The organism is Ruminococcus sp. XPD3002 (genome assembly GCA_900119535.1).
Classification (GTDB): Bacteria; Bacillota; Clostridia; order Oscillospirales; family Ruminococcaceae; genus Ruminococcus; species Ruminococcus flavefaciens_H.
This window is the reverse complement of the sequence record FPJT01000019.1, coordinates 31,730-56,917: the sequence shown is the minus strand read 5'-3', so window position 1 is coordinate 56,917 and position 25,188 is coordinate 31,730. Positions and strand designations below refer to the sequence as shown.

The 25,188-nt window shown below is 45.3% G+C and carries 24 protein-coding genes; 3 read left to right on the top strand and 21 right to left on the bottom strand.

Features of this window, described 5'->3' with window-relative positions; translation table 11 throughout:
• Positions 1-95: 95 nt before the first annotated feature.
• Positions 96-572, bottom strand: coding sequence for an IS3 family transposase (locus BT127_RS16355; RefSeq protein ID WP_318257271.1), 477 nt, complete (start codon positions 570-572; stop codon positions 96-98).
• The gene (locus BT127_RS16350; protein ID WP_082335061.1) at positions 563-1,186 is read right to left on the bottom strand and encodes an IS3 family transposase; all 624 of its coding nucleotides are present in this window, start codon (positions 1,184-1,186) and stop codon (positions 563-565) included. Before BT127_RS16350 ends, BT127_RS16355 begins: the two co-directional genes overlap by 10 nt.
• 256 nt (positions 1,187-1,442) lie before the next feature.
• Here BT127_RS16350 and BT127_RS14130 point away from each other — a divergent pair, with 256 nt between their 5' ends.
• A complete protein-coding gene (locus BT127_RS14130; protein WP_075425618.1) occupies positions 1,443-2,003 on the top strand; it encodes a hypothetical protein in 561 nt (186 codons plus the stop codon).
• A 16-nt stretch (positions 2,004-2,019) separates the two neighbouring features.
• Positions 2,020-3,657, top strand: coding sequence for an SWIM zinc finger family protein (locus BT127_RS14125; RefSeq protein ID WP_075425617.1), 1,638 nt, complete (start codon positions 2,020-2,022; stop codon positions 3,655-3,657).
• Positions 3,658-3,858: 201 nt separating this feature from the next.
• Here the strand turns inward: BT127_RS14125 and BT127_RS14120 are convergent, their stop codons facing one another.
• From BT127_RS14120 to BT127_RS14105, 4 genes are all read right to left on the bottom strand, one after another.
• Positions 3,859-6,291 (bottom strand): dockerin type I repeat-containing protein, encoded by a 2,433-nt coding sequence (locus BT127_RS14120; protein WP_075425616.1) that lies wholly within the window; start codon positions 6,289-6,291, stop codon positions 3,859-3,861.
• Between the two features lie 453 nt (positions 6,292-6,744).
• Entirely contained in the window at positions 6,745-8,268 is a 1,524-nt protein-coding gene (gene xylB, locus BT127_RS14115; protein ID WP_075425615.1) for a xylulokinase, read from the bottom strand.
• Positions 8,269-8,442: 174 nt separating this feature from the next.
• Positions 8,443-9,342, bottom strand: coding sequence for an MFS transporter (locus BT127_RS14110; protein ID WP_075425614.1), 900 nt, complete (start codon positions 9,340-9,342; stop codon positions 8,443-8,445).
• 102 nt (positions 9,343-9,444) lie between these two features.
• Positions 9,445-10,677, bottom strand: coding sequence for a hypothetical protein (locus BT127_RS14105; protein ID WP_075425613.1), 1,233 nt, complete (start codon positions 10,675-10,677; stop codon positions 9,445-9,447).
• 270 nt (positions 10,678-10,947) lie between these two features.
• Here BT127_RS14105 and BT127_RS14100 point away from each other — a divergent pair, with 270 nt between their 5' ends.
• A complete protein-coding gene (locus BT127_RS14100; protein WP_082335060.1) occupies positions 10,948-11,430 on the top strand; it encodes a VanZ family protein in 483 nt (160 codons plus the stop codon).
• 39 nt (positions 11,431-11,469) lie between these two features.
• Here the strand turns inward: BT127_RS14100 and spoVM are convergent, their stop codons facing one another.
• From spoVM to BT127_RS14030, 15 genes are all read right to left on the bottom strand, one after another.
• Entirely contained in the window at positions 11,470-11,553 is an 84-nt protein-coding gene (gene spoVM / locus BT127_RS17385; RefSeq protein WP_350339290.1) for a stage V sporulation protein SpoVM, read from the bottom strand.
• 61 nt (positions 11,554-11,614) lie between these two features.
• Positions 11,615-12,244 (bottom strand): thiamine diphosphokinase, encoded by a 630-nt coding sequence (locus BT127_RS14095; RefSeq protein ID WP_075425612.1) that lies wholly within the window; start codon positions 12,242-12,244, stop codon positions 11,615-11,617.
• Positions 12,241-13,119 (bottom strand): ribosome small subunit-dependent GTPase A, encoded by an 879-nt coding sequence (gene rsgA, locus BT127_RS14090; protein WP_318257270.1) that lies wholly within the window; start codon positions 13,117-13,119, stop codon positions 12,241-12,243. Before rsgA ends, BT127_RS14095 begins: the two co-directional genes overlap by 4 nt.
• Positions 13,116-15,515 carry a Stk1 family PASTA domain-containing Ser/Thr kinase gene (gene pknB, locus BT127_RS14085; protein ID WP_075425610.1) on the bottom strand — a complete coding sequence of 800 codons (2,400 nt, stop codon included), beginning with the start codon at positions 15,513-15,515 and terminating at the stop codon, positions 13,116-13,118. Before pknB ends, rsgA begins: the two co-directional genes overlap by 4 nt.
• 18 nt (positions 15,516-15,533) lie before the next feature.
• Entirely contained in the window at positions 15,534-16,259 is a 726-nt protein-coding gene (locus BT127_RS14080; protein WP_075425609.1) for a Stp1/IreP family PP2C-type Ser/Thr phosphatase, read from the bottom strand.
• Positions 16,256-17,317 carry a dual-specificity RNA methyltransferase RlmN gene (gene rlmN / locus BT127_RS14075; RefSeq protein ID WP_075425608.1) on the bottom strand — a complete coding sequence of 354 codons (1,062 nt, stop codon included), beginning with the start codon at positions 17,315-17,317 and terminating at the stop codon, positions 16,256-16,258. Before rlmN ends, BT127_RS14080 begins: the two co-directional genes overlap by 4 nt.
• A 12-nt stretch (positions 17,318-17,329) precedes the next feature.
• Complete coding sequence (gene rsmB / locus BT127_RS14070; RefSeq protein ID WP_075425607.1) at positions 17,330-18,643, bottom strand: 16S rRNA (cytosine(967)-C(5))-methyltransferase RsmB; 1,314 nt, start codon at positions 18,641-18,643, stop codon at positions 17,330-17,332.
• Positions 18,643-19,320 (bottom strand): zinc metallopeptidase, encoded by a 678-nt coding sequence (locus tag BT127_RS14065; protein WP_139275548.1) that lies wholly within the window; start codon positions 19,318-19,320, stop codon positions 18,643-18,645. The genes rsmB and BT127_RS14065 overlap by 1 nt, the downstream gene beginning before the upstream one ends.
• Before the next feature lie 14 nt (positions 19,321-19,334).
• Positions 19,335-20,258, bottom strand: coding sequence for a methionyl-tRNA formyltransferase (gene fmt / locus BT127_RS14060; protein WP_139275546.1), 924 nt, complete (start codon positions 20,256-20,258; stop codon positions 19,335-19,337).
• A gap of 2 nt (positions 20,259-20,260) precedes the next feature.
• Complete coding sequence (def, locus tag BT127_RS14055; RefSeq protein WP_075425605.1) at positions 20,261-20,725, bottom strand: peptide deformylase; 465 nt, start codon at positions 20,723-20,725, stop codon at positions 20,261-20,263.
• Between the two features lie 14 nt (positions 20,726-20,739).
• Entirely contained in the window at positions 20,740-23,184 is a 2,445-nt protein-coding gene (gene priA / locus BT127_RS14050) for a replication restart helicase PriA (RefSeq protein ID WP_075425604.1), read from the bottom strand.
• Position 23,185: 1 nt separating this feature from the next.
• Entirely contained in the window at positions 23,186-23,389 is a 204-nt protein-coding gene (rpoZ, locus tag BT127_RS14045) for a DNA-directed RNA polymerase subunit omega (RefSeq protein WP_075425603.1), read from the bottom strand.
• A complete protein-coding gene (gmk, locus tag BT127_RS14040) occupies positions 23,382-23,987 on the bottom strand; it encodes a guanylate kinase (RefSeq protein WP_075425602.1) in 606 nt (201 codons plus the stop codon). Before gmk ends, rpoZ begins: the two co-directional genes overlap by 8 nt.
• The gene (locus BT127_RS14035) at positions 23,974-24,237 is read right to left on the bottom strand and encodes a DUF370 domain-containing protein (protein ID WP_075425601.1); all 264 of its coding nucleotides are present in this window, start codon (positions 24,235-24,237) and stop codon (positions 23,974-23,976) included. The genes gmk and BT127_RS14035 overlap by 14 nt, the downstream gene beginning before the upstream one ends.
• A 9-nt stretch (positions 24,238-24,246) precedes the next feature.
• Positions 24,247-25,125: a YicC/YloC family endoribonuclease gene (locus BT127_RS14030; protein ID WP_075425635.1), complete on the bottom strand. Its 879-nt coding sequence runs from the start codon at positions 25,123-25,125 to the stop codon at positions 24,247-24,249.
• Between the last annotated feature and the right edge of the window lie 63 nt (positions 25,126-25,188).

Below are 25,188 nucleotides of genomic sequence, written 5' to 3'. Positions count from 1 at the left end.
CAATTACGGCTTTTCTTTTTATATGAAAAAATTGGTTATGATACGACTAAAAATCTGAATTCTGTAAATATAAATCGAAGTGTTCTGCACTTTTTTCATTTTTTATAATATTCTTCTTCGTATTCATCTGGCGATTTATAATGATTGACTGAATGTAGGCGCTCGGAATTATAGAAGTTGATATAATTTTCAATTATCCTGTAAAGCTCCGCCTCACTGTTTATTTTCCTTCGGTACAGTTCCTCCTGCTTCAACGAAGAAAAGAAGGACTCTGCGACCGCATTATCATGAGGAGTGCCAGAACGTGAAAACGAATGAACTACCTCATTCTCCTTCAGATAGTTTTCAAAAGTCTTTGAACAAAAATTGCTTCCATTATCCGTGTGAAAGATCAGACCGGGTGACGGCTTTCTTGATGTGATTGCTCTTTTCATGGTCGTCTTTACAAGCTGAGTGCTGTTATGCTTGCTGATGTGGTATGCTACAACTTTGCGCGAAAACAGGTCAATTATTGCACATATGTAGTAATAATAATCACCATAACTGAAAACGGTAACATCGCTCACCCACACCCTATTCGGTGAATGAGCTTTGAATTGCTGTTTAAGGATATTCTTTTTCCGCTTTTCTTTGAATTTGTTCGCACACTCTTCAAGCCTAATTCATTCATAAGCTCTCTGAACATTTCTTCGCTAACATTAACATACTGCTTTCGCAGCAGTGCTGTTATCTTCTTGGAACCATAGATTTGGTTGTTATCTTCAAAGAGTTTCTGTATATGAACTTTCAATTCCTCACGGCGCTGATTATACCAGTTATTCTCGCCTTTGCTGCGTTTGATGTGGTTAAGAAATGTACCTCGGTCCACCTCCATAGTCTCACATAACAGGTGATTATTGTATTTTCCATACAGCTTTTCCATTGCGGACAGCTTCTCTTTAAGCGGCGCACTTACTGTACAATCAACCGTTTTGAGGATCTCAATCATCTTCTGCTGACGCTCTGCCAGCTTTCTCAGCTCAGTCACCTCATTGGCAATACTATTGCGCTTTTCGTTGTATTGCCTTATCCATGAATAAATAGTACTTGTGGATATTTTCATGGCTCCTGCTATCTGCTTGACTTTTTCACCATCAAGATAGCGTTTAATGGCTCTCTTCTTTTTGTACTCTGAAATTTTCTTCATTATTACTATTCCTTTTTTGAATTTGCCTGCTCATGGCACCCTGAGCGGACATAGTAATAATTATAGCATATCTTAAAGAATAATCAAACTTAAAACGTTTCAATAATATGCCTTGAATCATAGTTATCTGTATGATATAATAAAGAAAACAACTACGGCATCAGGTGAAACAATGAACAGCATAGGCATATATGCCCGCAAATATTACTTCATTAAAGGTGTACTTATCGACTACTTTGAAAAGAGGCGACGATAAATGAATGAGATAGATAAACTTAAACGAGCAAAGCTATATATGGACAAGCTATCTAACGGCGTTGATCCGAATTCGGGAATGCGTGTTCATGAAGATGATATTGTTCGTGACAGTCGTGTTATAGCCTGTTTTGAGTATATTTCCAGAGTGCTTGAATGGAAGATAGAATCGTTTGAGAACAGACCTGCGGCTTCGGAAAAGCCAAGACGAAGACGAGTTTTCATAAATGATGATCAGTTTTCGCAGTTGCAGCTTAATTACGGAGAATGTAAGGTCAGCGATATTGCTAATGAGATAAACAGGGTTATTGCTGATAACGGTACAAAGAAAATGCAGGCTGCCTGGATAAATGACTGGCTCGAAAGTATAGGGATGATGACCAAAAACGCCGACGGAAACAGAGTAGTAACCTCTACAGGAGAGGATATCGGAATTTCATCACACCTTAAAACAAGTCAGCGAGGAACAGAGTATTATCTTAATCTGTATTCAGTGCAGGCACAGTCTTTCATTTTTGATAATCTGAGAGCGATCATTGAGCATCACTATGACCGCAGCTGAGCAATAGGGAGTAGCAATGGATTGGAAGAAATTATTTAATCCCGTTATCCTTGAACGAGGATTTGATTATCACCGAAATAAGAAAGCTGAGATACTTAACTTATCGGCTGATGAAGTAAATGCAGTGGTTTCAGGCTCAGACGACTATGAGGTAAACATTTACTTCTCTGACGGAGGAATTGATGATATGTACTGCGATTGTCCGTATGCTTCTGACGGTAATAAATGTAAGCATATGGCTGCTGTATTATATTTGTTAGAGGATTTACAAAGTCATTCAAATCCACATTATACAGATATTGAAAGTCTTATTGCAGGTACATCTCCTGAGCAGATAAAGAAATTTCTCATAAATGCGATGAGATATGACACCGGACTGGAAGAGCGCTTTATCCGCTTTATTGACGGTGAAAACGGTAGCATAAACATAGCTGAGTATAAGTCTCAGCTTAAATCATTGATCGGTCAATACTCTGATAACAGCGGATTTATAAACTGGAAAAACGTTTCTCTGTTTATTAATGAAGCGGTCAAACTTCTTGAGGAGTGTACAGATAGTCTTATTGAATGGAAATGTTATTTTGAAGCCTTTGAGATCGTAAGCTATTATTACGATGAGATACTTATTACCGATCTTGATGATGACGGAGATATTAGTTATTTTCAAAACTGCTGTCTTGAAATGCTCTCGACTATCGCTGATGAGTCGGACATAAAAACAAAACATAGGCTATTTAACTCCGCTTTCAGAAAGTTAGATACAAAGTTTGACTACTTCACTGAGCTATACTTTGACTTTATCAAAGAAAGCTTTGATGAAGAAGAATTTCTCGAAAAAATGCTTGAATGCTCTGATAAGATCATTTCAAAGAATAATATCAGCAATTATGAACATGAAAAATGGATATTGTATCACATGGAGCTTATGGATAAGCTTGGATATTCCGATGAGGCTATTGAACTGTTCTGCAAAAAATATCGAGATATCATTGAGGTTCGCCAGTTCCTGACAGACAGGTACTTGAAAAGCGGTGATACCGATAAAGCAATAGCCGTCCTTAAAGAATCGCTTGAGCTTGAAAAAGACAACATGTACATTTCTGAAGGCATTCATCTGAAGCTGAAAGATATTTATAAGCAGCAGTCGGATAAAAAGAATTATATAAAGGAACTCTGGACTATACTTACAGAGACTAATATTACTGAAAAGTCTGTTTATCTTGAATTAAAATCACTTTTCGATGGTGATGAATGGGAAGAAACAAGAGAACAGCTTTATTCCTCAATGAAATATCAGGCAATGCTTCCCGAATACTTTATCGAAGAAAACCTGACAGACAGACTTGCAAACTATGTATTTTCAAATAATAATACCTATCTTATAGAAAAATATGAATCTCTCCTGATAGAAAGCTATTCTGAGCTTGTTCTTGAGGCATATGCAAACGAGCTTAATAAAGCCGCAGAAAATACAGCTGAACGTTCGACTTACAAACGTTGGGCAGATAAACTAAGACATATGAAAACAATAAAAGGCGGAATTGAAACAGTAGATATGATTATAGACAGGTGGCAAGAATTGTATTGCAATCGCCGTGCTATGATGCAGGAGATAAATAAGGTCGCAGGCGAAAGAGATTTTGGCGTAAAATAGCCATTTTACATGTGTCATCAATTAAGTCATGCCCAGACAGAAACGCCCGACAGGAAACTGTCGGGTTTATTTTTTCTGAATCACTTTATCCACATCTCCTCATAACCATAAAACAAAATCAAGGAAGCCGTCCGTACATGCCGCAAATGCAGCTGTAACGAACGGCGTCACTTTTTCACTCCATAATCAGCGGAGCATTATTCATTTCTGAACCGTAAAGCCATTTGCTTTGCCAAGTACAAACGAATGCAGAATAACAACATCTGCGATCTCAAATGTACCATTCATGTTAAGGTCCACAGAAGTAACTTCTTCCTCTGAAAGCGAATCACGGTTGAGATACAGAGATCTTGCCGATACGATATCAAGGGCGTTTACACGCTGGTCGCTGTTGATATCTCCGCGAACCGTCTTATTTTCAGAAGTGCTGAAATCATTCTTAACAACATTTATGTCGGCATTCTTTTGGTTTTCCAGGTCCATGTAATATTCAACGAGATACTTGTCTCCGAAGCAGCATCCATTGTTCTTGATAACGGCAATATGGTCTGATAAATCGACCTTGCCTTCCTGAACTGCCGTATCTTCGCTCTGATCTTTTCTGAAGCTGTAATAAACACAGTCGTCATACGATGAAAAGCATCCTATTGTTCTGTATACGCACTCATAAAGATCGTATTCATGTCCGTTTGATGTATAAGTCGCTACAAGCTCCTGGCTTCGCAAACCATTTGACATTCCTATTCCTAAAGGACGTCCGGGTTTCATATATTCATCCGGAGTTCTGCCGTCAGTTTTCTCGATTATTTTCAGACACACAGAACTGTAGTATACACCATCATCGCCTTTAAGTTTTTCTTTCGGTTCAACACTGTACACATCATATTCAACGCTGTATCCGCATTCGTTATCGGGACCTGCTTCCACTCTGTACTCTGCAAGATTTTCAAAAGCTCCGTCCTTACTTTTTTTAGAAGCAGAACAGTAATTGTAAAAGCTTGTCATTCCATTAAGAGAAACGCAGCCATTTGCCTTGGCATAGCAGTTAACGCCTAATGCGTCGAAGCTGTAATCATCGATATTAATGGGAGTTCCTCTGCCTACTACAGCTCCAAGGTCATAATCAAGTTCCGATATCTCCGCATCTGCAAGCTGATTTTTGATAACTTCAACCTTAGCTTCGGAATTGTTGATACGGAAACCTGTATCAACAGCTGTAACATTTCCTATTTTAACGCCAAGACGCGATGCTATTGCTGCTATCTCGCTGACAGGAACAAAAGCAGTCTTTACTTCTCCCTCAGTCTCAGCATCTGCATCGGAATCTGCGCGGTCAATGGTAAATTTCTGATAGCTGTCACTTTTTTCAGGTGCTGTATCGACATTAATTATAGAATCACGGTAAACATTGTACTGCTGACCTTCCAGAGTTACGCTTCCTATATTCGGCCAATGAGCGAAAGAATAATCAGGAATGTCTACAAAATCGATCCGTACATTCGGAGACATCATCCATACCGTTACCGCAGGAGTAATGTCACTGTCAGTCTTGTACTCGCAGTCTACACGGTAATTATGCTCCAGCAGGCTCTCGTTTCCTTCAAAGCGGTATCCTGAGCTGACATAAGCCATATAGCTGTCAGTAAGCTCAGCCTCGTATGCACCGTTGCCCTTTGGTATTATGCAGGACTTATCATCGCCTGTATTAAGCTGATAAATACATCCGTCTATGTTCTTTACGATGTTATGCTCATACTTTACAGGATCGCCGTTCTCATCGGTCTCAAGCTCGTATTTTGCAGGCATATTAAGTAAAGTACCCACCTCCGAATTGAAAAAGACTCTTCCTATTCCTCCGCTGTTTTCGGCACGTAATCCCATCCTTGAAATACTTGCGCCCTCTCCTGTTATCTTATCGAAATTGACCGCATGTAAAGCAATGGAGGTATTGAATTTTATGTAACCTGTTCCGTCATCCATTCTGAAATCATCCACATCCTTAGCGGAAATAATACCAGAAGCCTTGACCGAGTAATACATCGAACCGTCCTCGTTTTTGTACAGGTCATAATGCTCGTCTTTAAGCTCATACTCGCCTATCTTCTCGTATTCTGAATAGTTATCGGAAGCAATGGTGCTTTCTACGATGAACAGATGCGTCTTACCGCCGTTCATTGTCAGGTAAACGCCTGCCTTGATCGTGCTTTTATCATTAGCTTTATAGAACATTTCAGTACGCAGTTCAGGCGAATCATCTGACGTATCTTCAACACTGTAATAAGCTTTATCAGAGCAGAAGATACTTTCATCGCAGTTATACCAGTCCGCACCGAAACTAACGGAATCATACCCCTGTTCGGTCAACAAAGCATAGCCTCCGCTGTGTTTCATTTCATGATAGCATCCGAAGTAATATCCTTCTGTATCCTCGGCATACTGATTTGAAGCAATTCCGTATTCTTTGCTCAAGTTGAACTGGTCAAAGACCTCATCGGGAAAATCAGGGATAATTGTTTCAGGTTCTGATTCTGCCTCTGAAACGGTATCCACATCTGCGGCAACAGCAGAAAAAGGCACACAGGTAAGTGAAAGGACCGATGCAGCAAGGACAGAGAGTGTTTTTCTTAATTTCATATTAATTCCTCCTTTTCAGATTTGAATTGACCAATAATTGCTTTTTAACGATAGCCAAGTATTCAATGTCCGCAATAAAATGCACATATGGCACTGTTGAAATATGTACAAAATTATACAAACATCCATTGTAGCAATTATATCACAACTCTTTGCAAATTTCAAGTACTTTCTGCAATTTAGTCAATATCGCATAAAAACGTCTCTGAACGACAATATCATACATGCTATCAACAGCGAAAAAGTCCACCGCAAAAAACGGTGGACTTGCTAAGGCAACACCGCACAAAGCTTGTGCTGAAGATGCGCTGACAGATTTTTCGTAAGATTGTATAGAAATTCCGCCGGCATACTTACGTATGTCAAGGGATTTCTGTGCAAGATGGCGGAAAATATGCAAGCATATTCAGTGCAAACCATCAGGTGTGCTTTGTGCGGCGTTGCCTTAAATCATCAGAGTGAAGCAAGTTTAGCAAACTGCGCTTTAAGTGCAGGATAGATCTCTCTGTAGAGCTGATAGTATTTCTCATATTCGGGAACGTTCTCAGCCTTTGGCTCCTGTACCTTATCTGTCTTGATGATAGCTCCGCAAGCCTCAGTAACGCTGCTGTAGATACCTGCGCCTACGCTTGCAAGTATAGCAACACCAAGTGCGGGACCTTCCTTTGAAGCAACTGTTTTTACATTGCAGTTATAAAGGTCAGCCAGCATGCTTCTCCAGAGCGGTGAAGAACCGCCGCCGCCGCATGCCATCATATCGTTTACATTTACGTTCATTTCACGGAATACCTCAACGCAGTCACGGAGAGAATAAGTAACGCCCTCAAGAACTGCACGGAGCATATCCTTACGTGTGTGAATTGCTGAAAGTCCGAAGAATACTCCTCTTGCATCAGGATCAAGATGAGGAGTTCTTTCACCCATAAGGTATGGCAGATAGAGAAGTCTGTTAGCGCCTACGGGAACAGTCTCAGCCTGCTTATCCATGAGGTAATACTCATCAACGCCCATAAGCTTAGCTGTTTCCTTTTCAGTCATGCAGAAATTATCTCTGAACCACTTCAGTGAAAGTCCTGCACCCTGTGTAACGCCCATAACGTGCCAAGCATTAGGAACAGCAGCACAGCATGTATGAACTCTGCCCTGCTTGTCGATAGAGATATCGGAAGTGTGAGCAAATACAACGCCTGAAGTACCGATAGTTGTGAAAGCCTTACCGTCCTCAACAACGCCTGTACCAACAGCAGCTGCGGCATTGTCTCCTGCGCCGCCTACTACGATAGTGCCCTCGCAGAGTCCGAGAGTCTCAGCCATTGCCTTTGTAAGTTTACCTGTTACCTCACAGGACTCGTAAACCTTGCCGAGCCAGTTCTTGTCTATCTCAAAAGCAGTAAGAAGTTCATCGGACCACTTACGGTTAGGAACATCAAGAAGCTGCATACCTGAAGCGTCTGAAACTTCAGTTGCATACTCGCCTGTAAGTATGAATCTGAGATAATCCTTAGGAAGAAGGATGTGAGCTACCTTTGAGTAGACCTCAGGTTCGTTGTTCTTTACCCAGAGTATCTTAGCAGCAGTCCAGCCTGTAAGTGCAGGGTTAGCTGTTATCTCTACCAGCTTGTCTCTGCCTACTATACGGTTCATCTCGTCTACCTCAGCAGCTGTACGCTGATCGCACCAGATGATCGAACGGCGAAGAACATTGTTATCCTTATCCAGCATAACAAGACCATGCATCTGTCCCGAAATACCGATACCCTTAACGTCCTCTTTCTTTACGCCGCTTGCCGCCATAACAGCCTTTATGGTATTGACCATAGCATCTGACCAGTCAGAGGGTTCCTGTTCAGCATAGCCGTTTTTAGGCTGATACATGGGGTATTCAATTGTTTTGGAAGCGATAACGGCTCCCTTTTCATCGAAAAGGACTGTCTTTGTACCGCTGGTACCGCAGTCCACTCCAATAACGTATGACATAATAGCACTCCTTTTCAGGACCTACAAGGTAAGTCCGTAATTTATTGATAATATGAGCTTGCTCATATACCTTTTCCTGATCTATACACCATTACATCATTCTGTTATCCCTTTATTCATAAGGGCGGAAAACTGTAAAGCAGTTCCGCCCGTTATATACATTGATATAATATCTTATGCAACTGTCGAGCTGCTTTCAGTCGACTCGTGCTTGTCCTCTGCTGCAGAAAGATTGTGAACAGCTTCTTCTGCGACCTCGGGAGTTGTAAGAACTTCCATGCCTGCTGGCTGAGGTACAGCTGCCACAGCTGCTCTTGCAGCACGTCTCGCCTGTATTTCCTTTACCTTTGCAACTCTTGCGTTGAACTTGTCTGTAAGAGCCTGTACAGTTCTTCCGATCTTTCTGAATACCAGACCAACAAGGAGCATACATGAAGGCATTACAAGGTGGTAGCCTGCATACATAAGAGCCATCCAGTGTGAAACAGGCTCGGAAGCATGGCGTATGTAAAATACCCATGCAGCTATCAGAGTTATCTGCTGTATGATAATGCTCACGCCGATGTATCTCATGCGAACGAACCAGCGTTCAAGACAAAGCAGAGCAAAAGTAGCCGACATAGTAAGGAATGAGAAATAGAACTGGAAAGTCATATCGTTTGCCAGTACGAAGAAGTTTCCGAAGATCCACATTGCAAAAACAAATGACATGAATATCGTCTTTGCAGGACATGAAAGCTTCAGCTTTCTCTTTTTAGCCTTGCTTACAGGCTTTTTTTCAGCAGTTTTAACTTCAGCGGACTCGCTTACAGTTTCCTGTATCTGCTCCTCCTGCTGAGAAGGTTCAGCCATTGCCTGTTCGGCAGGCTGTACTTTTTCTGTTTCGCTATTGATATTCTTTGTAGCTTCCATAGGGGACGCTGCCTCACTGTTCCTGAAATTTTTCTTTAGTCTGACTGCCTTCATTGATATTACTTTTGTTGCTGTATCATTTTCTGATGCGTGAGCAGACTCCGTCTGAGTGTTTGCGGGCGCAGATACACCATGCCCGTCAAAGATCATAGTTTCATCCATTATTTTGTTTCCTTTCATAATCCGCTTTTCGCGGTCTACACATACGGCGGTCTTTCCGCCTTTTTTTCATTTCTATATCAAGGAGCTGCGCCCCTTGTAAACTTAAGAGTTGAGAAGATCTACTGATAATTTTCTTTTTTCTGTATTGAAGTAGTCCTCTATTTCCGCAACATAGAAGCGGAAGCATATCTTTCCGTTGAACGTCATTATGTCGCCCTGGTCGGATACGCCGAGTTCGGCAAGCTGTTCATCGGTAAGTGAAGCAAGCTCTATCGAATTATCTTTCTCGATCGTATAGAGTTCGCTGCCGTACTCATCACGGTTATCCTTGTTGAACTGAGCAAATCCCTTGCTGTCGAGTTCGGAGAAGAACACTGTCTGTCCTCTCTCAATCTCTGTTTCTTCAAGAAGCTCATCGGAAGGCTCAAGCACGTAATATCTGCCTGAAGCGTCCTTGCCGACACCAAAGTGTGCAAGCTGTTTTTCATCAAGTGTATCAAGTCTGATAGGATCAACATCGTGAGCAGTCTTTCCTATAGCAAAGAGATCGTAAACATTGACATTAGCAAGCTGAAGTCTGCTGTCACAGCTATGGCCGAGCTTTTCAAGCTCACTGTCTGAAAGATTGACCTTTATGTTATCTGATATGCTGTTAAGCTGACTTGTAACTTCCTTACGTGTCTGTGTATTCCAGTCGATATTGATCTCCTGGCATATCGGACGGTCGAGATAAACGACTCTTGATATATTCTTAAGTGTGAATGTAACGTTCGGATAGGTCACATCTGCGTAGTTCGGCTCTACATAAACAGCCGTACTTCCGTTGGAGCTGTCCTCGGTATTGACTATCTCGTAGCGGTATTTGCCCGAAGGTGAAACTCCCTTTTCAACGACCTCCTGCTTTGCGGAGGAAACGAAGAACGAAGTGAACAGGAAGTAACCAAGCGCTCCGAAGATGTACATGAGAAGGATTATCGTACCGAGCGCGGTCTTAGCTCCTTCACCTGCGCCTGACAACAACAGTATTATGATTCCCGTTATGACTATCGGGAAGATCAGTTCCCATTCGCCGAAATACAGCAGGACCACGGGAAGCATCGCAGCCAGTATAACGAAGCTGCATATACGTGTTATCACCTGTTTGCGCGTATAGAGCATGATGATGAGTGCCAGCAGAGAAACTGCCGAAACTGCAAGACATACCGAACCGCGCGAATCTATATGTATGTTGTAGAAGATCGAGTAGTAACACAGCTTACAAACGCCCACGGTATACAGTGCGCCGATCAGGGCAAAAAAACGCTTAGTCCATATATTTGAAAAAAGTCCCTTCATCTTTACCTCCGAAGATATGCAGACATTCACTGTACCATCAGCCGCAGAGAGCGCGAATCACCCCGTAAGAAAAAGGCTGCGAGGTATGTTTCTCAGCATGTCTGAAACCAAAATAATCCATATATAAATTATTATACCATGAACAATTGCGATTTACAAGGCATTTTTCAAATTAATGGTTACTAAATGGTTACAATTTTCACATCTTTACAATTTTTTCAGTCTGTAGTATAATGTTCAAAGATAAATAATTATTCGGAGGTCACTGTATTGGATACCAAAAAACTTGCAGCTCGTCTTGCGGCAGGACTCATGACACTTGTATGCATGGCAGTTATATTCATGTTTTCCTGTGATAATTCGGACGAATCATCGGATAAAAGCGGAATGATAACCAGAGCAGTCATATCAATAGTTGCACCCGATTACGACAAGATGTCTCCTGCACAGCAGCAGGCGACAATGGATAAGGTGGAACACATCATCAGAAAGCTTGCTCACTTCACCGTTTACACCGCACTGGGATTCTTTTCGTCCCTTACGGTGGGCAGGCGTAAGCTGCTAAGCAAAGGTACTGCGGTGAACATGATATTCTGTTTCCTGTATGCGTGTTCGGATGAACTTCACCAGTATTTCGTCCCGGGACGCTCATGTCAGTTCACGGATGTACTGATAGACACATCGGGAGCGCTTACAGGTACTCTTTTAACTATGTTGTTATTTACGATCATACGCTCACGAAAAAAAACTTAAGGCTACAAAATAAAACGGCGGACATTGTCCGCCGTTTTGCTATTCTTCTTCCTTTTTTATGCCGAATACCACTCTTAGTATCCCCGAAAGCACCTTCGGACTCTTTATGACTACTATTTTCATCTGCTCTCCTCCTTTGCTGAACGTATATTTCATTATATTCAGCAGAAGGAATCATGTTACTTCATAACTGCATCACAAGTGCAAGTCCGCTTTCGATATCAAGGAAAGCCTGTCCGTCGGTTATCTCGTTGCTGACTCCGATCGGAAATGAGGACTTCATTTCGTAGTTTTCCAGAGGGTATTTCACTCCCCTGAGACTTTTTATCTTCACGGTCTCGGTAATCGCAAAAACCGAAAGGTACTTGTACCCCCAGCGCTTGCTTTCCTCGGTGTACATTGCCTCACCTGCCCCTTGCAGAAGCAGTGTGCCGTTACCGATGAGGATGAGGTCCGCACCGTGTTCACGGGCGTATAGCATAGTCTGTATGTTGGCAAATGCATGGTCGAAACGAGGACCGCCAAGTGCTCCGTAAAGGTAAATGTTGGTATATCCTCGCTCTATTGCTATCTTGACTGCCATAAGTGTATCGGTATCATCCTTTTCTGGCACGGAACGATACACCTCAACACCCTTCGGAAGCTTCCTTGTGTACGAATCAAAGTCTCCCACAAGAAGGTCAGGGACAAGTCCAAGCTTCTTTGCGTGTTTGTATCCGCTGTCGGCACATATAACATAGCCGCCGTGGTTCGGGAACCAGTAATCAGCTATCTTTCCCAGGTCTCCGCCTGCAAAAATGTGACATCTTTTCATTTCAATTCCCACTCCTTGAGCTGTCTTGCTTCCTCGTACATAGTGCAGTAGCTTTCATGACGGCTTTTCGGTATGTCTCCCGACTCCACCGCCTCCACTACGGCGCATCCCTTTTCGCAGGTATGTGAGCAGTCACGGAAACGGCAGTTATCAGTCAGCTCGGAAAACTCCCGGAAGCAGCCTGCAAGCTCCTCCTTGCGGATTATATCGTACCTGTTGGTCTCGAAGGTGGAAAAACCCGGAGTATCTGCGATATATCCGCCGTCCCTGAGCTTGTAAAGCTCTGCGTGGCGAGTAGTGTGTCTTCCTCTGCCAAGCTTGCGGCTTATCTCTCCCGTAGCTATATTGAGTTCGGGTTCAACCGCATTGAGCAGAGTGGACTTTCCTGCACCCGAGTTGCCCGTAAAGGCACTTATCCTGCCGCTGAGCAATTCTCTAACCTTCTGTATAGAGCTTTCATCGCCGTAGTCCGCTTCAAGGACTTCTATACCAATTTTCTCGTATATCTCATGTATGCCGCTGCTGTCGCCGAGGTCCGTCTTTGTAATTATCATAACGGGAGTTATCCCCTTATACTCCGCAACGGCTATGAACTTGTCCAGCAGCAGATAATTCGGTGCAGGACTGACTGTGGACACTATGAATATTATCTGGTCAAGGTTTGCCAGAGGAGGTCTTATGATATGGTTCCTGCGAGGCTCTATCTCCGTGATAACCCCGTTTTCAACGGTAACACGGTCGCCTGTGCAGGGACTTATACCCTTGCTGCGGAATACTCCTCTCGCTTTACACTCATATATACCCACAGGGGACTCTACAGTGTAGAGTCCCCCTAAGCATTTCGTTATTATTCCGCTTGTTTTAGCGTTTGTCACTGTTCGCTCCACTGCCATGTTCCACCAGGACCAGTCCAGCTACCATTTGTATCATCATACCATACCCATACTCCATCACGATAATCACCGTTTCCTTTAACAATGTAAGGTTTCCATTCACCATTTACATAATCACCATTGACACCGGGTACATTCTGATCCTGAGGCTGCTGTTGCTGTCCCTGATTAGGATCAACCCACTCTGTAGGTGCTTCAACAACAGGAGGCTCCGTAGGTGTCTCAACAACTGGAGCTTCAGTAGGAATATTGAATCCGCCTACCTGGCTGAATGCGCCCCAGATATCCTCGTTACCGTCAGAGCTGTAGCTCTGTGTTGCGAAGTTGAATGTGTAAGAACCGATCTGAGCTCTTGCGTTATTGTTGAGGTTTGTAAGCATTGCCTGTACTGATACATGCTCGCCTGAACCCTCGATATCTGTTGTGATGGATGACATCTCAGGGCAGATGAAGTTACCTGATGATACAGGCTTAACCTTGCCCTCTTCATCTCTGAGGATGAAGTCGATAGCGAATCTTCCGTTTGCTTCAGCAGGGAACGGAACTGTAAATGCGATAACGCCGTCAGGCTTCTTACCGTTACTTACCTGGAATACGATCTCTGTACCGATCTCTACCTTTTCGCCCTTGTCGATGGACTGCTTAACGACCTTGCCCTCGTCCTCGTAAGAAGCAACGAGCTCTGTCTTAGGCTTAAGTCCCTTGTACTCTGCCATTGTTACAGCGTCGTCAACGGACATCTTAACGTAATCGTCAACCTTTACCTGACCTGCCTCAGCACCCATACTTACGTACAGAAGGATCGTCTGTCCCTTGTGTACTGTAGTGCCTGCCTCAGGCTCAGAGCTGATTACATAGCCCTTCTGGACTTCTGCACTGGAGGAGTTTCGCACTTCAACTTCAAGCCCTCGTTTTCGCAGCTGATCCTTGGCTATTTCCTGATTCATATTGACACAGTTCGGAACTTCGACTGTTTCCTGTCCCTTACTGATCTTTACCTTTACTACGTCGCCCTTTCTGAACTCTGCACCTGCTTCGATGCTCTGGGAAATGATAGTACCCGGTTCAGCAGGGTTGTATTCCTGTCCGTCCTCCTGGAACTGGAGGTTTGTACCCCACATGTTCACAGCGTCGTTGAAGTCCATACCAACAACATCGGGCATTTCAAGCTTTGATCTCTTGTCGCCGCCCTTAAGGAGTCCGCTGAGAAGTGTTGCAATGAATATAACTGCAACTATGATAACTACTACGACTACAGCGGTAAGAACAGGAACAACGAGTGAACCGCGCTCCTCCTCTTCTTCCTCTTCCTCGTCCTCATAGTAATCGTCGTTATTGTAAACGTTTCCGTAAGCCTGCTGCTGCGGAGGCTGTCCGCCGCCGTACTGCTGATCAGCCATATATCCTGCACCCGCACCTGCATAAGCGGGCTGAGGCTGTGCCTGATAGTTCTGCTGAGGCGCCTGAGCCTCGGGAGCCTTCTGCTGATCGAAGTATCTTACGTCCTCGGTCTCTTCTGTTTCTTCCTCATAATAGCCGAATGTCATCTTAGGATCGTTCTTGAACTTCTCGATATCAGATATCATCTCTGCTGTTGTCTGGTATCTGTCATCAGGATCCTTTTCCATAGCTCTGAGGACTATCTCTTCAAGACCATCGGGGATATCGGGATTGATAGCTCTTGGTCTTTCGGGGATATCATGCATATGCATAACAGCGATAGCAACGGGGTTGTCGCTGTCGAAAGGCTTCTTGCCTGTGAGCATCTCGTACATCATAGCGCCCACTGAGTAGATATCGCTCTTTGCGTCTGTTACTGCACCGCTTGCCTGTTCAGGACTGATATAGTGTACGCTTCCGATAGCCTGATCGGTAGCTGTCTTGCCTTCTTCTCTTGCGAACTTGGCAATACCGAAGTCCATGACCTTGATAGTGCCGTCGTTGAACATCATGATGTTCTGGGGCTTGATATCACGGTGAACTATACCCTTGTCGTGAGCGTGCTGAAGTGCACGGAGTATCTGTATAACGAAGTGTACGGTATCCTTCCATGTGAGGACCTTTTCCTCTTCGATATACTCCTTGAGAGTGATACCGTCGATGTATTCCATGACGATATACTGTATTTTCTCTGAGAATCCCACATCATATATCTTTACTATGTTAGGATGTGAGAGAACTGCGATCGCCTTTGATTCATTCCTGAACCTTCTCAGGAACTCCTCATTTTCCGCATACTCCTTTTTGAGTATCTTGATCGCTACCGCTTTGTTGTCGATAACATCAACACCTTTATAGACCTCAGCCATTCCGCCAACGCCTATCAGCTCGGTTATCTCATATCTGCCATCGAGCTTTTTGCCAATGTACTTATCCATTGTTTCCTTCCTCCTGTATCAGTCCGAAATTACCGCAACCGTAACATTGTCACGGCCGCCCTTATTCAGAGCAAGATTGATCAATTCCTGTGCAATATCGTCAAATTCCGCTTTGGCGATAACGCTGTATATTTCATCATCGCTGCAATATCCCGACAAACCGTCAGAACAGAGCAGCAAGCTGATCTTATCTGTGTAGTCAAGTATAAATGTGTCAGCAGTAACGGTCTTTTCAACGCCTACCGCCCTTACGAGCATATGCTTCTGGGGGTGGTTCTCTACCTCTTCCTCGGTTATCTTACCCTGTTCAAAGAGCAGCGTAGAAACGTTGTGGTCGGTAGTTATGCGGTGCAGACCATTTTCTGCGATAAGATAAGCGCGGCTGTCGCCGACATTTATGATATAAGCCGTATTCGCTGTTACAAATGCAGCCACACAGGTCGTACCCATTCCGAAGTTCTTGAAATCAAGCCTTGCGCGGGTATAGATCACGGTATTTGCCGCCGAGACTGATTTAATCAGCAGGTTACGGATCGCTTCATCGTCGAGATTCTCGCTGTAGCTCTCTGAAAAATGCTGGAAGAACTCGTCGATCGCAAGGCTGCTTGCCTCTTTGCCCGCACGTTCTCCGCCCATGCCGTCGCACACGACAGCCAGGATATTGTGACCGAAATACTCACATCTTACAGCGTCCTGATTTTCCTCTCGCCTCAGACCGATATCCGTACCGAATCTGAATCTCACCGATCCGCACCTCCTTTCTCATTTCTGTTCTGTTCTGCGGCATCACGTCTCAGCTGACCGCATGCCGCTTCTATATCGCTTCCGAGAGTTCTTCTCACGGTAGCGTTTATACCGCATTTATCAAGGAGCTTTGCAAATTCAACAACTCCAGATCTTGCGGTATGATAATTTCTCTCTTTCACCTTATTCACAGGGATAAGGTTAACGTGACAGTTCATGCCTCTCAGAAGTGATGCAAGCTTGTCCGCATCCGCCTCTGATGAATTGACTCCGTCGATAACGGCATACTCGAATGTTATGCGCCGTCCCGTTCTGTCGATGTAGTACCGGCAGGCTTCAAGGAGCTTTTCTATATTATATGTTCTGTTGACGGGCATTATTTCACTTCTTCGGATATTATCCGCACTGTGGAGCGATACCGAAAGGGTAAGTCCCAGCCGAAGCTCCGCAAGATCGTATATCCTCGGAACAATTCCGCAGGTCGAAAGTGAAACGTGTCTCAGGCTCATATTGTTGCCGTTCTTATCGGAAAGGAGCTTAAGGAACTTCACCACATTATCGTAGTTATCCAACGGTTCGCCGATGCCCATAAGGACTATCCCCGAGACCTTTACGCCCGAGTTCTTTTCCGTCTCATATATCTGCATGAGGATCTCTGAAGGTTCAAGACTTCTGACGTATCCTGCGATAGCCGAAGCGCAGAACCTGCACCCCATTTTGCACCCCACCTGAGTTGAAACACAGATGCTGTGACCGTAGTTATATTCCATGAGAACAGTCTCGACAAAATTGCCGTCTGAAAGCCCATAAAGATATTTTACCGTATTATCCATATGAGATTCAAGCTTTTTCTGCACAAATAGTCCATTTATACAAAAAATTTCTTTCAGCCGCCCTCTCAATTGGACAGATATATCAGTCATTTTATCAAAATCAAACACTCTTTTTACATGAAGCCACTGGAAGACCTGTTTCGCCCTGAATTTTTTCTCTCCGTTTGCCACAAGGACCTTCTCTATTTCTTCAAGAGACAGACTGAGGATATCCGTTTTTTCCAATTGATCACCGCCTTATTTTTTCTTTCTGAACTTTGCAATGAAAAAGCCGTCATCGAAGCCGTCCAGCGGCGAAAGTGTCGCACGGCATCCGAATTTTTTTCCGAGCATCTCCGGAAGCTCAACCGCTTCTACCTCGGGATGCTCCCTTAGAAGTCTGTCGCAGACCTCATCGTTTTCCGCCTTTCGGACGGTACAGGTGGAGTAGACAAGCTCTCCGCCTGCTTCCAGATAGTTCAGAGCGTTCTGAACTATGCTGTACTGTATCTCGGGAAGTCTTTCAAATTCCGAAAGCTTCTTGTACTTTATCTCGGGTTTTTTCGCTATAACGCCCAGTCCCGAACAGGGCACATCGCAGAGTATCCTGCTGAATGAAGGCAGTTCGCTGTTGAACTTTGTCGCATCTCCTGCCGCAGCAGTGACATTTTCAAGTCCGAGCCTTTCGGCTCCCCTGCGTATCAGCTCTGCACGTTTTTCGTGAAGGTCAAAAGCGTAGATCCTGCCCTTGCCGTTCATCATTTCCGCCATAGTGAAGGTCTTTCCTCCCGGAGCTGCACACATATCAAGCACAGTATCGCTCTCTGTCGGCGCAAGCGCACGGCAGCAGTACTGCGAAGCCTGTGACTGCACATGGAAGAAGCCCTTTGCGAAGGCTTCTGTAGCTGTAATATTTCCGCCGTCGGCTACGCACATACATTCGGGAAGCTCATCGCCTGTTTCAGCGGCGTCTATCCCTCCGAGAGCATTTTTCAGCTCCTCTGCTGTGCATTTAAGCTGATTCCTGCGGAGGTAAGTGTGTCCCTTTCCCACAGAGCGTTCAAGGAATTTCAAGGTGAATTCCCTGCCGTAGTCCTTTTCAAGACTGCGGACCACTTCCTCGGGACAGGAATAAACTATCGACAGTGACTTTACATCCTCAGTCTTTCCCGTGTAAATCGCCTTATCCTGACGGATAAAGCTGCGGAGCACAGCATTTACCATGCCAGAAGCACTTGTCTTTCCGAAACGCTTCGCAAGTGATACGCTCTCGTTCACTGCGGCGTTATCGGGTACGGAGTCCATGTAGGCAAGCTGGTATATACCCGAACGGAGTATATTTACCACCGCATCGTCCATTTTTGAAACGGGACGGCTTGAAAGCCTGTCTATGACGCAGTCCAGACTTATCCTGCGCTGTATCACTCCATAGTAGATAGCAGAGCAGAGTTTCTTGTCCCTGTCGCTGAGTTCAGCGGAATCAAGTCCTGCGCTGAGCTGTAGATTTGAATAGCTGCCGTTCCTGAAAGTCTTGTTCAGAAGCTTGACAGCAAGGTATCTCGGATCTGTCATTATCTTCTTCTGTTGACCATTGCCAGCATACGGAGAAGCTGGAGTATAGATGTGACAAGTGCTGTAACATAGGTCATTGCAGCTGCTGTCAGCACCTTCTTTGCAGGAGCTATCTCGTCTGCTTCGAGTATGCTTTCAGTTTCGAGAGTTTTCAGTGCTCTGCCGCTTGCATTTAGCTCTGTAGGGAGAGTTACAAGCTGGAACAGAACTACAGCTGAAAACATAGCGATACCTACGTATATCATGAAAGGCGATCTTGCATAGTTGAATACCAGAACACCTATGAGGAATGCAAAATACCAGAATTTAGAGCATATCGACACAGCAGGTACGATCTTGCTTCTTATAACGATGGGAGTGTAATTCTCGGCATGCTGACATACGTGTCCGCATTCGTGAGCAGCAACTCCGATAGCTGCAACGGAAGTTTTTCCGTAAGTCGCATCAGAAAGGCGGACTACGTTCTCTGTAGGATCGTAGTGATCGGTGAGATTGCCGCCGACATGCTCGATCTTAGTGTCATAAAGACCGTTTGCATCGAGTATCCTTCTTGCAACATCTTCTGCACGGAGTCCCCTTGAATTCTCGACTGTACTGTACTTCTTGAACGTCATTTTTACGTTGAGTGATGCCAGAAGCGGCAGAGTTATAATGACGATATAAAAGAGTATATCCATATTCATCCTCCTTGTCAGCCTAATTTTTCACCTTTTTCGAGTTTCTTTCCTCTGAGGAAATCCTCGGTCTTCATTCGCTTGCTGCCTTCAAGCTGCACCTCACGGAATACTACAACTCCGTCGCCGCAGTTGACTGCAAAGCATTTAGGATCGGCGATAGTACCTGCCTCGCCGTGAGCAATATTGTCCGAGATCTCAGACGCAAATACCTTGAGACGCTTTCCGCCCAGCATAGTGAAGCCTGTAACTCCGCGGATGGTATTGTGTACCTTCTCTGCGGACCATGTGAAGTCCAGTGCGCTCATTTCCTTGCGTATCATCGGGGAATAACAGGAAAGTGAATCATCCTGCTTCTCGGGAGAAAGCGTACCGTTCTCTATTGCATCCAGAGTCTCTGCAAGGACCTCTCCGCCCATTGCTGAAAGGCGTGCATAAAGCTCCTGATAGGTCTCGTTTTTGCCTATATCAGTGGATTTTTTGATAAGCATGTCGCCTGTATCAAGTCCCTCGCTCATCTGCATGGAGGTAACACCTGTTTTGGTCTCGCCGTTGAGTATTACCCAGTTTATAGGCGCAGCTCCGCGGTATTTCGGCAGAAGTGAAGCATGTATATTGATGCATCCGTGCTTCGGGAGTTCGAGTATCTCCTTCGGCAGTATCTGTCCGTAGGCAGTTACAACGATGAGATCGGGAGCAATATCCTTCAAAATATTCATTGCTTCCTCTGCATCCTCGCCCTTTCTCAGCGACAGCGGCTGGTATACAGGCAGACCGTATTCCTCCGCAGCAGCCTTTACGGGAGTAGGTATCATTTTGTAGCCTCTTCCCTTCGGCTTATCGGGCTGAGTAAAGACTGCCGCTACCTCGTGACTGCTTTCAGCAAGTGTTCTGAGGCACGGCACCGCAAAATCGGGAGTTCCCATAAATACTATCTTCAAGGTCACTCCTCCTCTTCTGGCACAAAGAACTCCTCAACTATCTCGGTGAATACATGGCCGTCAAGGTGGTCATTCTCGTGGCAGGTACACTGCGCTCCGAGGTCGGTGAAGTCCATTTCGTACCAGTTGCCGTTTCTGTCCTGAGCCTTAAGGTGACAGCTCTTGGGACGTGTTACATATCCCCATACATTCGGGCATGAGAGACAGCCCTCCTGTACGCGCTGCTTGCCTTTTTTCATGGTAACTTCGGGGTTTATAGCCTCGAAACTGCCTTCCTCAAGGTGCATGATGAATATGCGGCGGCAAATGCCTATCTGAGGTGCAGCAAGACCAAGTCCCTGCGCCTTGTCGAGGGTTTCGTGCATATCGTCCAGAAGCTGTGCAAGCTTTTCGTCGAACTTTTCAACGGGCTTGCATACCTTGTGGAGCATTTCATCCTTATCTGTGAGTATTTTTCTTAATGCCATTGGTATCTATCCTTTCATACTCCCACATCGCCGTTCATATCGGCATAGAGAGTGACTTTTGCCATTTCTTTCAGCTTTGCCCCTTCTGTCAGGACTCTGCTTATAAATCCGCGCATTTCTGCGGTATTCTTGCATTTCATGATTATCCTGTAGCGGTATCTGCCGCCTATTCGTCCATAGGAACACCTTACAGGTCCCAGAACTCTCACGGGAGTTTTCGGCTGAAGCTCCTTAAGACGGACGTTCATAAGAGCGATGACCGCATCTGCACCGTTCTTCACAGTCACTTCGTCATCGGCGGTGAAACAGAAGATGCACATATCGCAAAGGGGCGGAAAGACCATTACTTTGCGTATAGCAATCTCCTCTCTGTAGAATCCCTTGTAGTCCTGTTCTGCGGCAAGATTCATGATGTAGTGGTCGGGGATGAAGGTCTGAAGGACTGCACGTCCCTTTCTTTCGCCTCTTCCGCCTCGTCCGACTACCTGAGTTATCAGGGAAAAGGTACGCTCATAGCTTCGGAAATCTCCTGCGTAAAGCGCCTTATCAACGGAAAGTACACCAACCAGCGTGACATTCGGGAAATCAAGTCCCTTGCCTATCATCTGGGTGCCTATCATTATATCGTATTCGCCGTTTCTGAAGTCGGCGAAGTTCTTCTCGTAGGAATAGCGGGAAAAAGTGGTATCAGCGTCCATTCTGAGTATCCTTGCGGAGGGAAAATATGTGCCGAGTTCCTCTTCAAGGCGCTGTGTGCCGAAGCCCATACTTATGAGCTTTTCCGAGCCGCATGAGGGACACTTTTTCACAGGTTCGCCTGTATAGCCGCAGTAGTGGCACATCATCCTGCCGTTGCGCTTATGGAAGGTAAGCGGCACCGAACAGTTGGGACAATACACGGGCTGGTGACAGTCACAGCAGCTTATTATAGTGTGGTAGCCCCTGCGGTTGAGCAGAAGTATACTCTGTTCGCCGTTTTTCAGGTTGAGGTTTATCTCCTCAACGAGACGCCGGCTGAACTCCGAAGGATTGCCCTCTTCCCTTTCGAGGTTCATATCCACCATTGTTACCTCGGGCAGAGGACTGCTGCTGTATCTTTTTTTCATTTCAAGGAGCTTGTATACTCCCCTTTCGGCGAGATAATAGCTCTCTATGGAAGGCGTTGCAGAGGCAAGGAGCAGTACCGCATCATGCTTTCCGCACCTTTGCTTCGCGATATCGTGGGTGCTGTACCTCGGTGAGCTTTCGGACTTGTAAGTCCTTTCGCCCTCCTCATCGATAATAATGAGTCCGATGTCCGAAAGAGGTGCAAAAACAGCACTTCTTGTACCTATTACGATATCCGCATCGCCGCGTTTTATACGTTTGTATTCATCAAGACGCTGTCCCAGTGAAAGACCGCTGTGTATAACTGCTACTCTTTCGCCGAAAAGCGACCTGAACCTCCTCAGCATCTGAGGAGTAAGTCCAATCTCGGGTATCAGAAGCATCGCCTGACGTCCGAGCTTTATGGTATCGTTTATTAGTTTCTCAAAAACGGAAGTCTTACCGCTTCCAGTAACGCCGTGAAGCAGGAATACAGACGGTTTTCTCTCGAACATCTGTCCGAGTACAGCATCGTGTACCTTCTGCTGTTCATCGGAAAGAACAGTATCCTCGGGATCACATGATCCCTCCGAGCCGTCCTCTACGTGTCTGTAGACCTCCATGTCGTACTCTACAGCCGCTCCGCTTGCTGTAAGGCGCTTTATCACGGTATCGGTGACTCCGCACATATATGCGGCTTCCTTTACCGACGCCGAACCGTATTCCGCAAGAAATACCGCAGCCTTCTGCTGTTTCGGAGTAAGGCTGAAGCTCTGCGGATCACTGAGATACTTCTCCGAGAGCCTTACCATTTTCACAGAGGCATCCCCTACATTCTGCCTGAACACGTTATTCGAGGCAAGTACACCTGCCTCGCAGAGTTCATCGATGAGAAGCCTGCCGTTTTCTGTGATATAGTTTTCGATCAGCTCGTTCAGTTCCTTTTCGCCCGAAGCACATGCAAGAGAGCTGAAAAGCTCCCGTGCCTCATCGCTTATCTCTCCCTGAACGGCGCTGTTTCGCGGAATGGAATACTTTTCCCTGACCTTCACACCCATACCCGGGGGAAGCATTATCTTCACAGCCTCAAAGTATGTACAGAAGGTATGCTCGCGGAGATATACCGCCAGTTCCAGAAGCTCACCCGATATGACAGGTTCGGCATCCACAGCATCGGCCAGCGGCTTGAGAGCGGAGGTATCACCCTCCGATATCTTCATAACTACGCCGATCCTGCGCTTATTGCCCCTGCCGAAGGGCACCAGCACTCTGCATCCCTCTCTGATATTTAACCACTCGGGGACAGCATAGCTGAACAGCATATCAAATGAGTAAGCAGTTCCGCTTACGGCAACTTCCGCGATACGGGACATATTATTCCTCGTTCAGTGTGCTGACGATCTTGCACTTACCGCTTGCAAGCTCCTCAACAGCGGTCTTTACAGGCTTTTCCTCGAGTGTCTCGCCGTTTTCATAGAGTTCCTCAGCGATCTCTCTCGCACGTTTTGCAACAGCGATAACGAGAGAATAGCAGCTCTCATTCTTGGATATGATCTGGTTTACTGCTGGTCTAAGCATCTTTCTTCACCTCATTTATTAATTCGCCTGATTTTGCTGCTTTCAGTTCCTCAGCACGGATAATGCTGAAAAAGTCGTCCACAGCGTCCTCAAGAGCGTCGTTGACAATAACGTAATCGTACTTCGGAGCGTATTCTATCTCCTCCTTAGCCTGAGCTACACGCTTTTCGATAACATCCTGTTCCTCGGTGCCTCTCTTGTTGAGACGGCGGCGGAGTTCAGCGATAGAAGGCGGAAGAACGAATATGAGCAGTGCATCGGGACGAGCCTCGCGTACCCTCATAGCGCCCTGTACTTCGATCTCGAGTATAACATTTATACCCTTTTCGAGTCTTGGCTCAACCTCACTGAGGTATGTGCCATAGAAGTTATCAACATACTGTGCATGTTCAAGGAAAGCATTCTCCTCAACTTTCTTAAGGAACTCTTCCTTTGTGATGTAGTAATAACTTACGTTTGGTATCTCTCCCTCACGGGGATCGCGTGTTGTAGCCGAGACTGAACAGCAGAACTTTTCGTTCTTTGTTATCTCGGCAAGCATCGTACCCTTTCCGCATCCCGAAGGCGCAGAAAAGACGATTAGTCTACCTCTGTTCATTTTCGTCATTACCTCCTGTACCGTTTATCCTTGCCGCAAGAGTTTCGGTTATCAGGGACGAAAGGACGATATGTCCGCTGTCCATGATAATAACCGCTCTTGTCTTTCTTCCATAGGTGGCATCAATAGCACGTCCATCGTCCTTAGCCTCCTGAACGAGCCTTTTTATCGGCGCAGAATCGGGGCTTACTATAGTGACTATCCTCTGGGACGATATCATATTGCCGTAACCGATATTTATCAGTTTCATAGTTCCACCTTATTCGATATTCTGTATCTGTTCACGGATCTTTTCTATCTCAGCCTTCATATCCACAACGATCTTGGTGATATCGAGGTCCTGAGCCTTTGAACCGATGGTATTGACCTCGCGGTTCATTTCCTGAACGATGAAATCGAGCTTTCTGCCGACAGGTTCATCGGAATCAGCCATATCCTTAAGCTGAGCGATGTGACTTCTGAGGCGGACAGTTTCCTCGTCCACGGCGATCTTTTCCGCAAACACAGCGGCTTCTGTGACAATACGCTGCTGATCGATATCCTTTGATTCGAGTATCTCATTCAGCTTCTGAGTGAGCTTTGCACGGTAGTTTTCAACGGTCTTGGGAGAAAGTTCCTCGACCTTAGCAACCATACCGATGATACCGTCCGCCTTGCTGACGATATCGGCTCTGAGCTTTTCACCCTCGATACTTCTCATGCTGACGAATCTTTCGAGAGCCTCCTGAGCTGTAAGTGAAACGTCGTTCCATATCTGCTCCTCATCATCGGGAGCCTTCTGTATATTGAATATATCGGGGAGCTTTATCAATTTTGAAAGCGAGAGGTCATCCTCCAGCGAAAGTTCGTCGGCAATGCTTCTGAGTGCCGTAACATAGCCTTCCGCAGCGCCTTTATTGATAGCGATAACGGAGTCTTTTCCCTCGATATTGTTGATAGTTACAGCAACCTCGACCTTACCGCGAGAGATACCTTTTTTCAGGAGAGCCTTAAGCTTTTCGTCAATATAATTATAAGCTCTCGGGATACGAGAAGAATATTCAAAATATCTATGATTTACCGATCTGATCTCTACGAGTATCTCTCTTCCGTTAAGAAGCATCTGTGAGCGGCCGTAGCCAGTCATACTTTTAAGCACCATATCGCCTGCTTTCTGTTAAAAGTCTGTATAATCGCATAACTATACTATTATATTATAACA

What these genes read in the sequence shown, in the direction of transcription:
- BT127_RS16350 (WP_082335061.1), bottom strand. Translation starts at nt 1,186, where the DNA reads ATGAAGAAAATTTCAGAGTACAAAAAGAAGAGAGCCATTAAACGCTAT.
- BT127_RS14130 (WP_075425618.1), top strand. Translation starts at nt 1,443, where the DNA reads ATGAATGAGATAGATAAACTTAAACGAGCAAAGCTATATATGGACAAG.
- BT127_RS14125 (WP_075425617.1), top strand. Translation starts at nt 2,020, where the DNA reads ATGGATTGGAAGAAATTATTTAATCCCGTTATCCTTGAACGAGGATTT.
- BT127_RS14120 (WP_075425616.1), bottom strand. Translation starts at nt 6,291, where the DNA reads ATGAAATTAAGAAAAACACTCTCTGTCCTTGCTGCATCGGTCCTTTCA.
- xylB (WP_075425615.1), bottom strand. Translation starts at nt 8,268, where the DNA reads ATGTCATACGTTATTGGAGTGGACTGCGGTACCAGCGGTACAAAGACA.
- BT127_RS14110 (WP_075425614.1), bottom strand. Translation starts at nt 9,342, where the DNA reads ATGGATGAAACTATGATCTTTGACGGGCATGGTGTATCTGCGCCCGCA.
- BT127_RS14105 (WP_075425613.1), bottom strand. Translation starts at nt 10,677, where the DNA reads ATGAAGGGACTTTTTTCAAATATATGGACTAAGCGTTTTTTTGCCCTG.
- spoVM (WP_350339290.1), bottom strand. Translation starts at nt 11,553, where the DNA reads ATGAAAATAGTAGTCATAAAGAGTCCGAAGGTGCTTTCGGGGATACTA.
- BT127_RS14095 (WP_075425612.1), bottom strand. Translation starts at nt 12,244, where the DNA reads ATGAAAAGATGTCACATTTTTGCAGGCGGAGACCTGGGAAAGATAGCT.
- pknB (WP_075425610.1), bottom strand. Translation starts at nt 15,515, where the DNA reads ATGGATAAGTACATTGGCAAAAAGCTCGATGGCAGATATGAGATAACC.
- rsmB (WP_075425607.1), bottom strand. Translation starts at nt 18,643, where the DNA reads ATGACAGATCCGAGATACCTTGCTGTCAAGCTTCTGAACAAGACTTTC.
- BT127_RS14065 (WP_139275548.1), bottom strand. Translation starts at nt 19,320, where the DNA reads ATGGATATACTCTTTTATATCGTCATTATAACTCTGCCGCTTCTGGCA.
- def (WP_075425605.1), bottom strand. Translation starts at nt 20,725, where the DNA reads ATGGCATTAAGAAAAATACTCACAGATAAGGATGAAATGCTCCACAAG.
- priA (WP_075425604.1), bottom strand. Translation starts at nt 23,184, where the DNA reads ATGTCCCGTATCGCGGAAGTTGCCGTAAGCGGAACTGCTTACTCATTT.
- rpoZ (WP_075425603.1), bottom strand. Translation starts at nt 23,389, where the DNA reads ATGCTTAGACCAGCAGTAAACCAGATCATATCCAAGAATGAGAGCTGC.
- gmk (WP_075425602.1), bottom strand. Translation starts at nt 23,987, where the DNA reads ATGAACAGAGGTAGACTAATCGTCTTTTCTGCGCCTTCGGGATGCGGA.
- BT127_RS14035 (WP_075425601.1), bottom strand. Translation starts at nt 24,237, where the DNA reads ATGAAACTGATAAATATCGGTTACGGCAATATGATATCGTCCCAGAGG.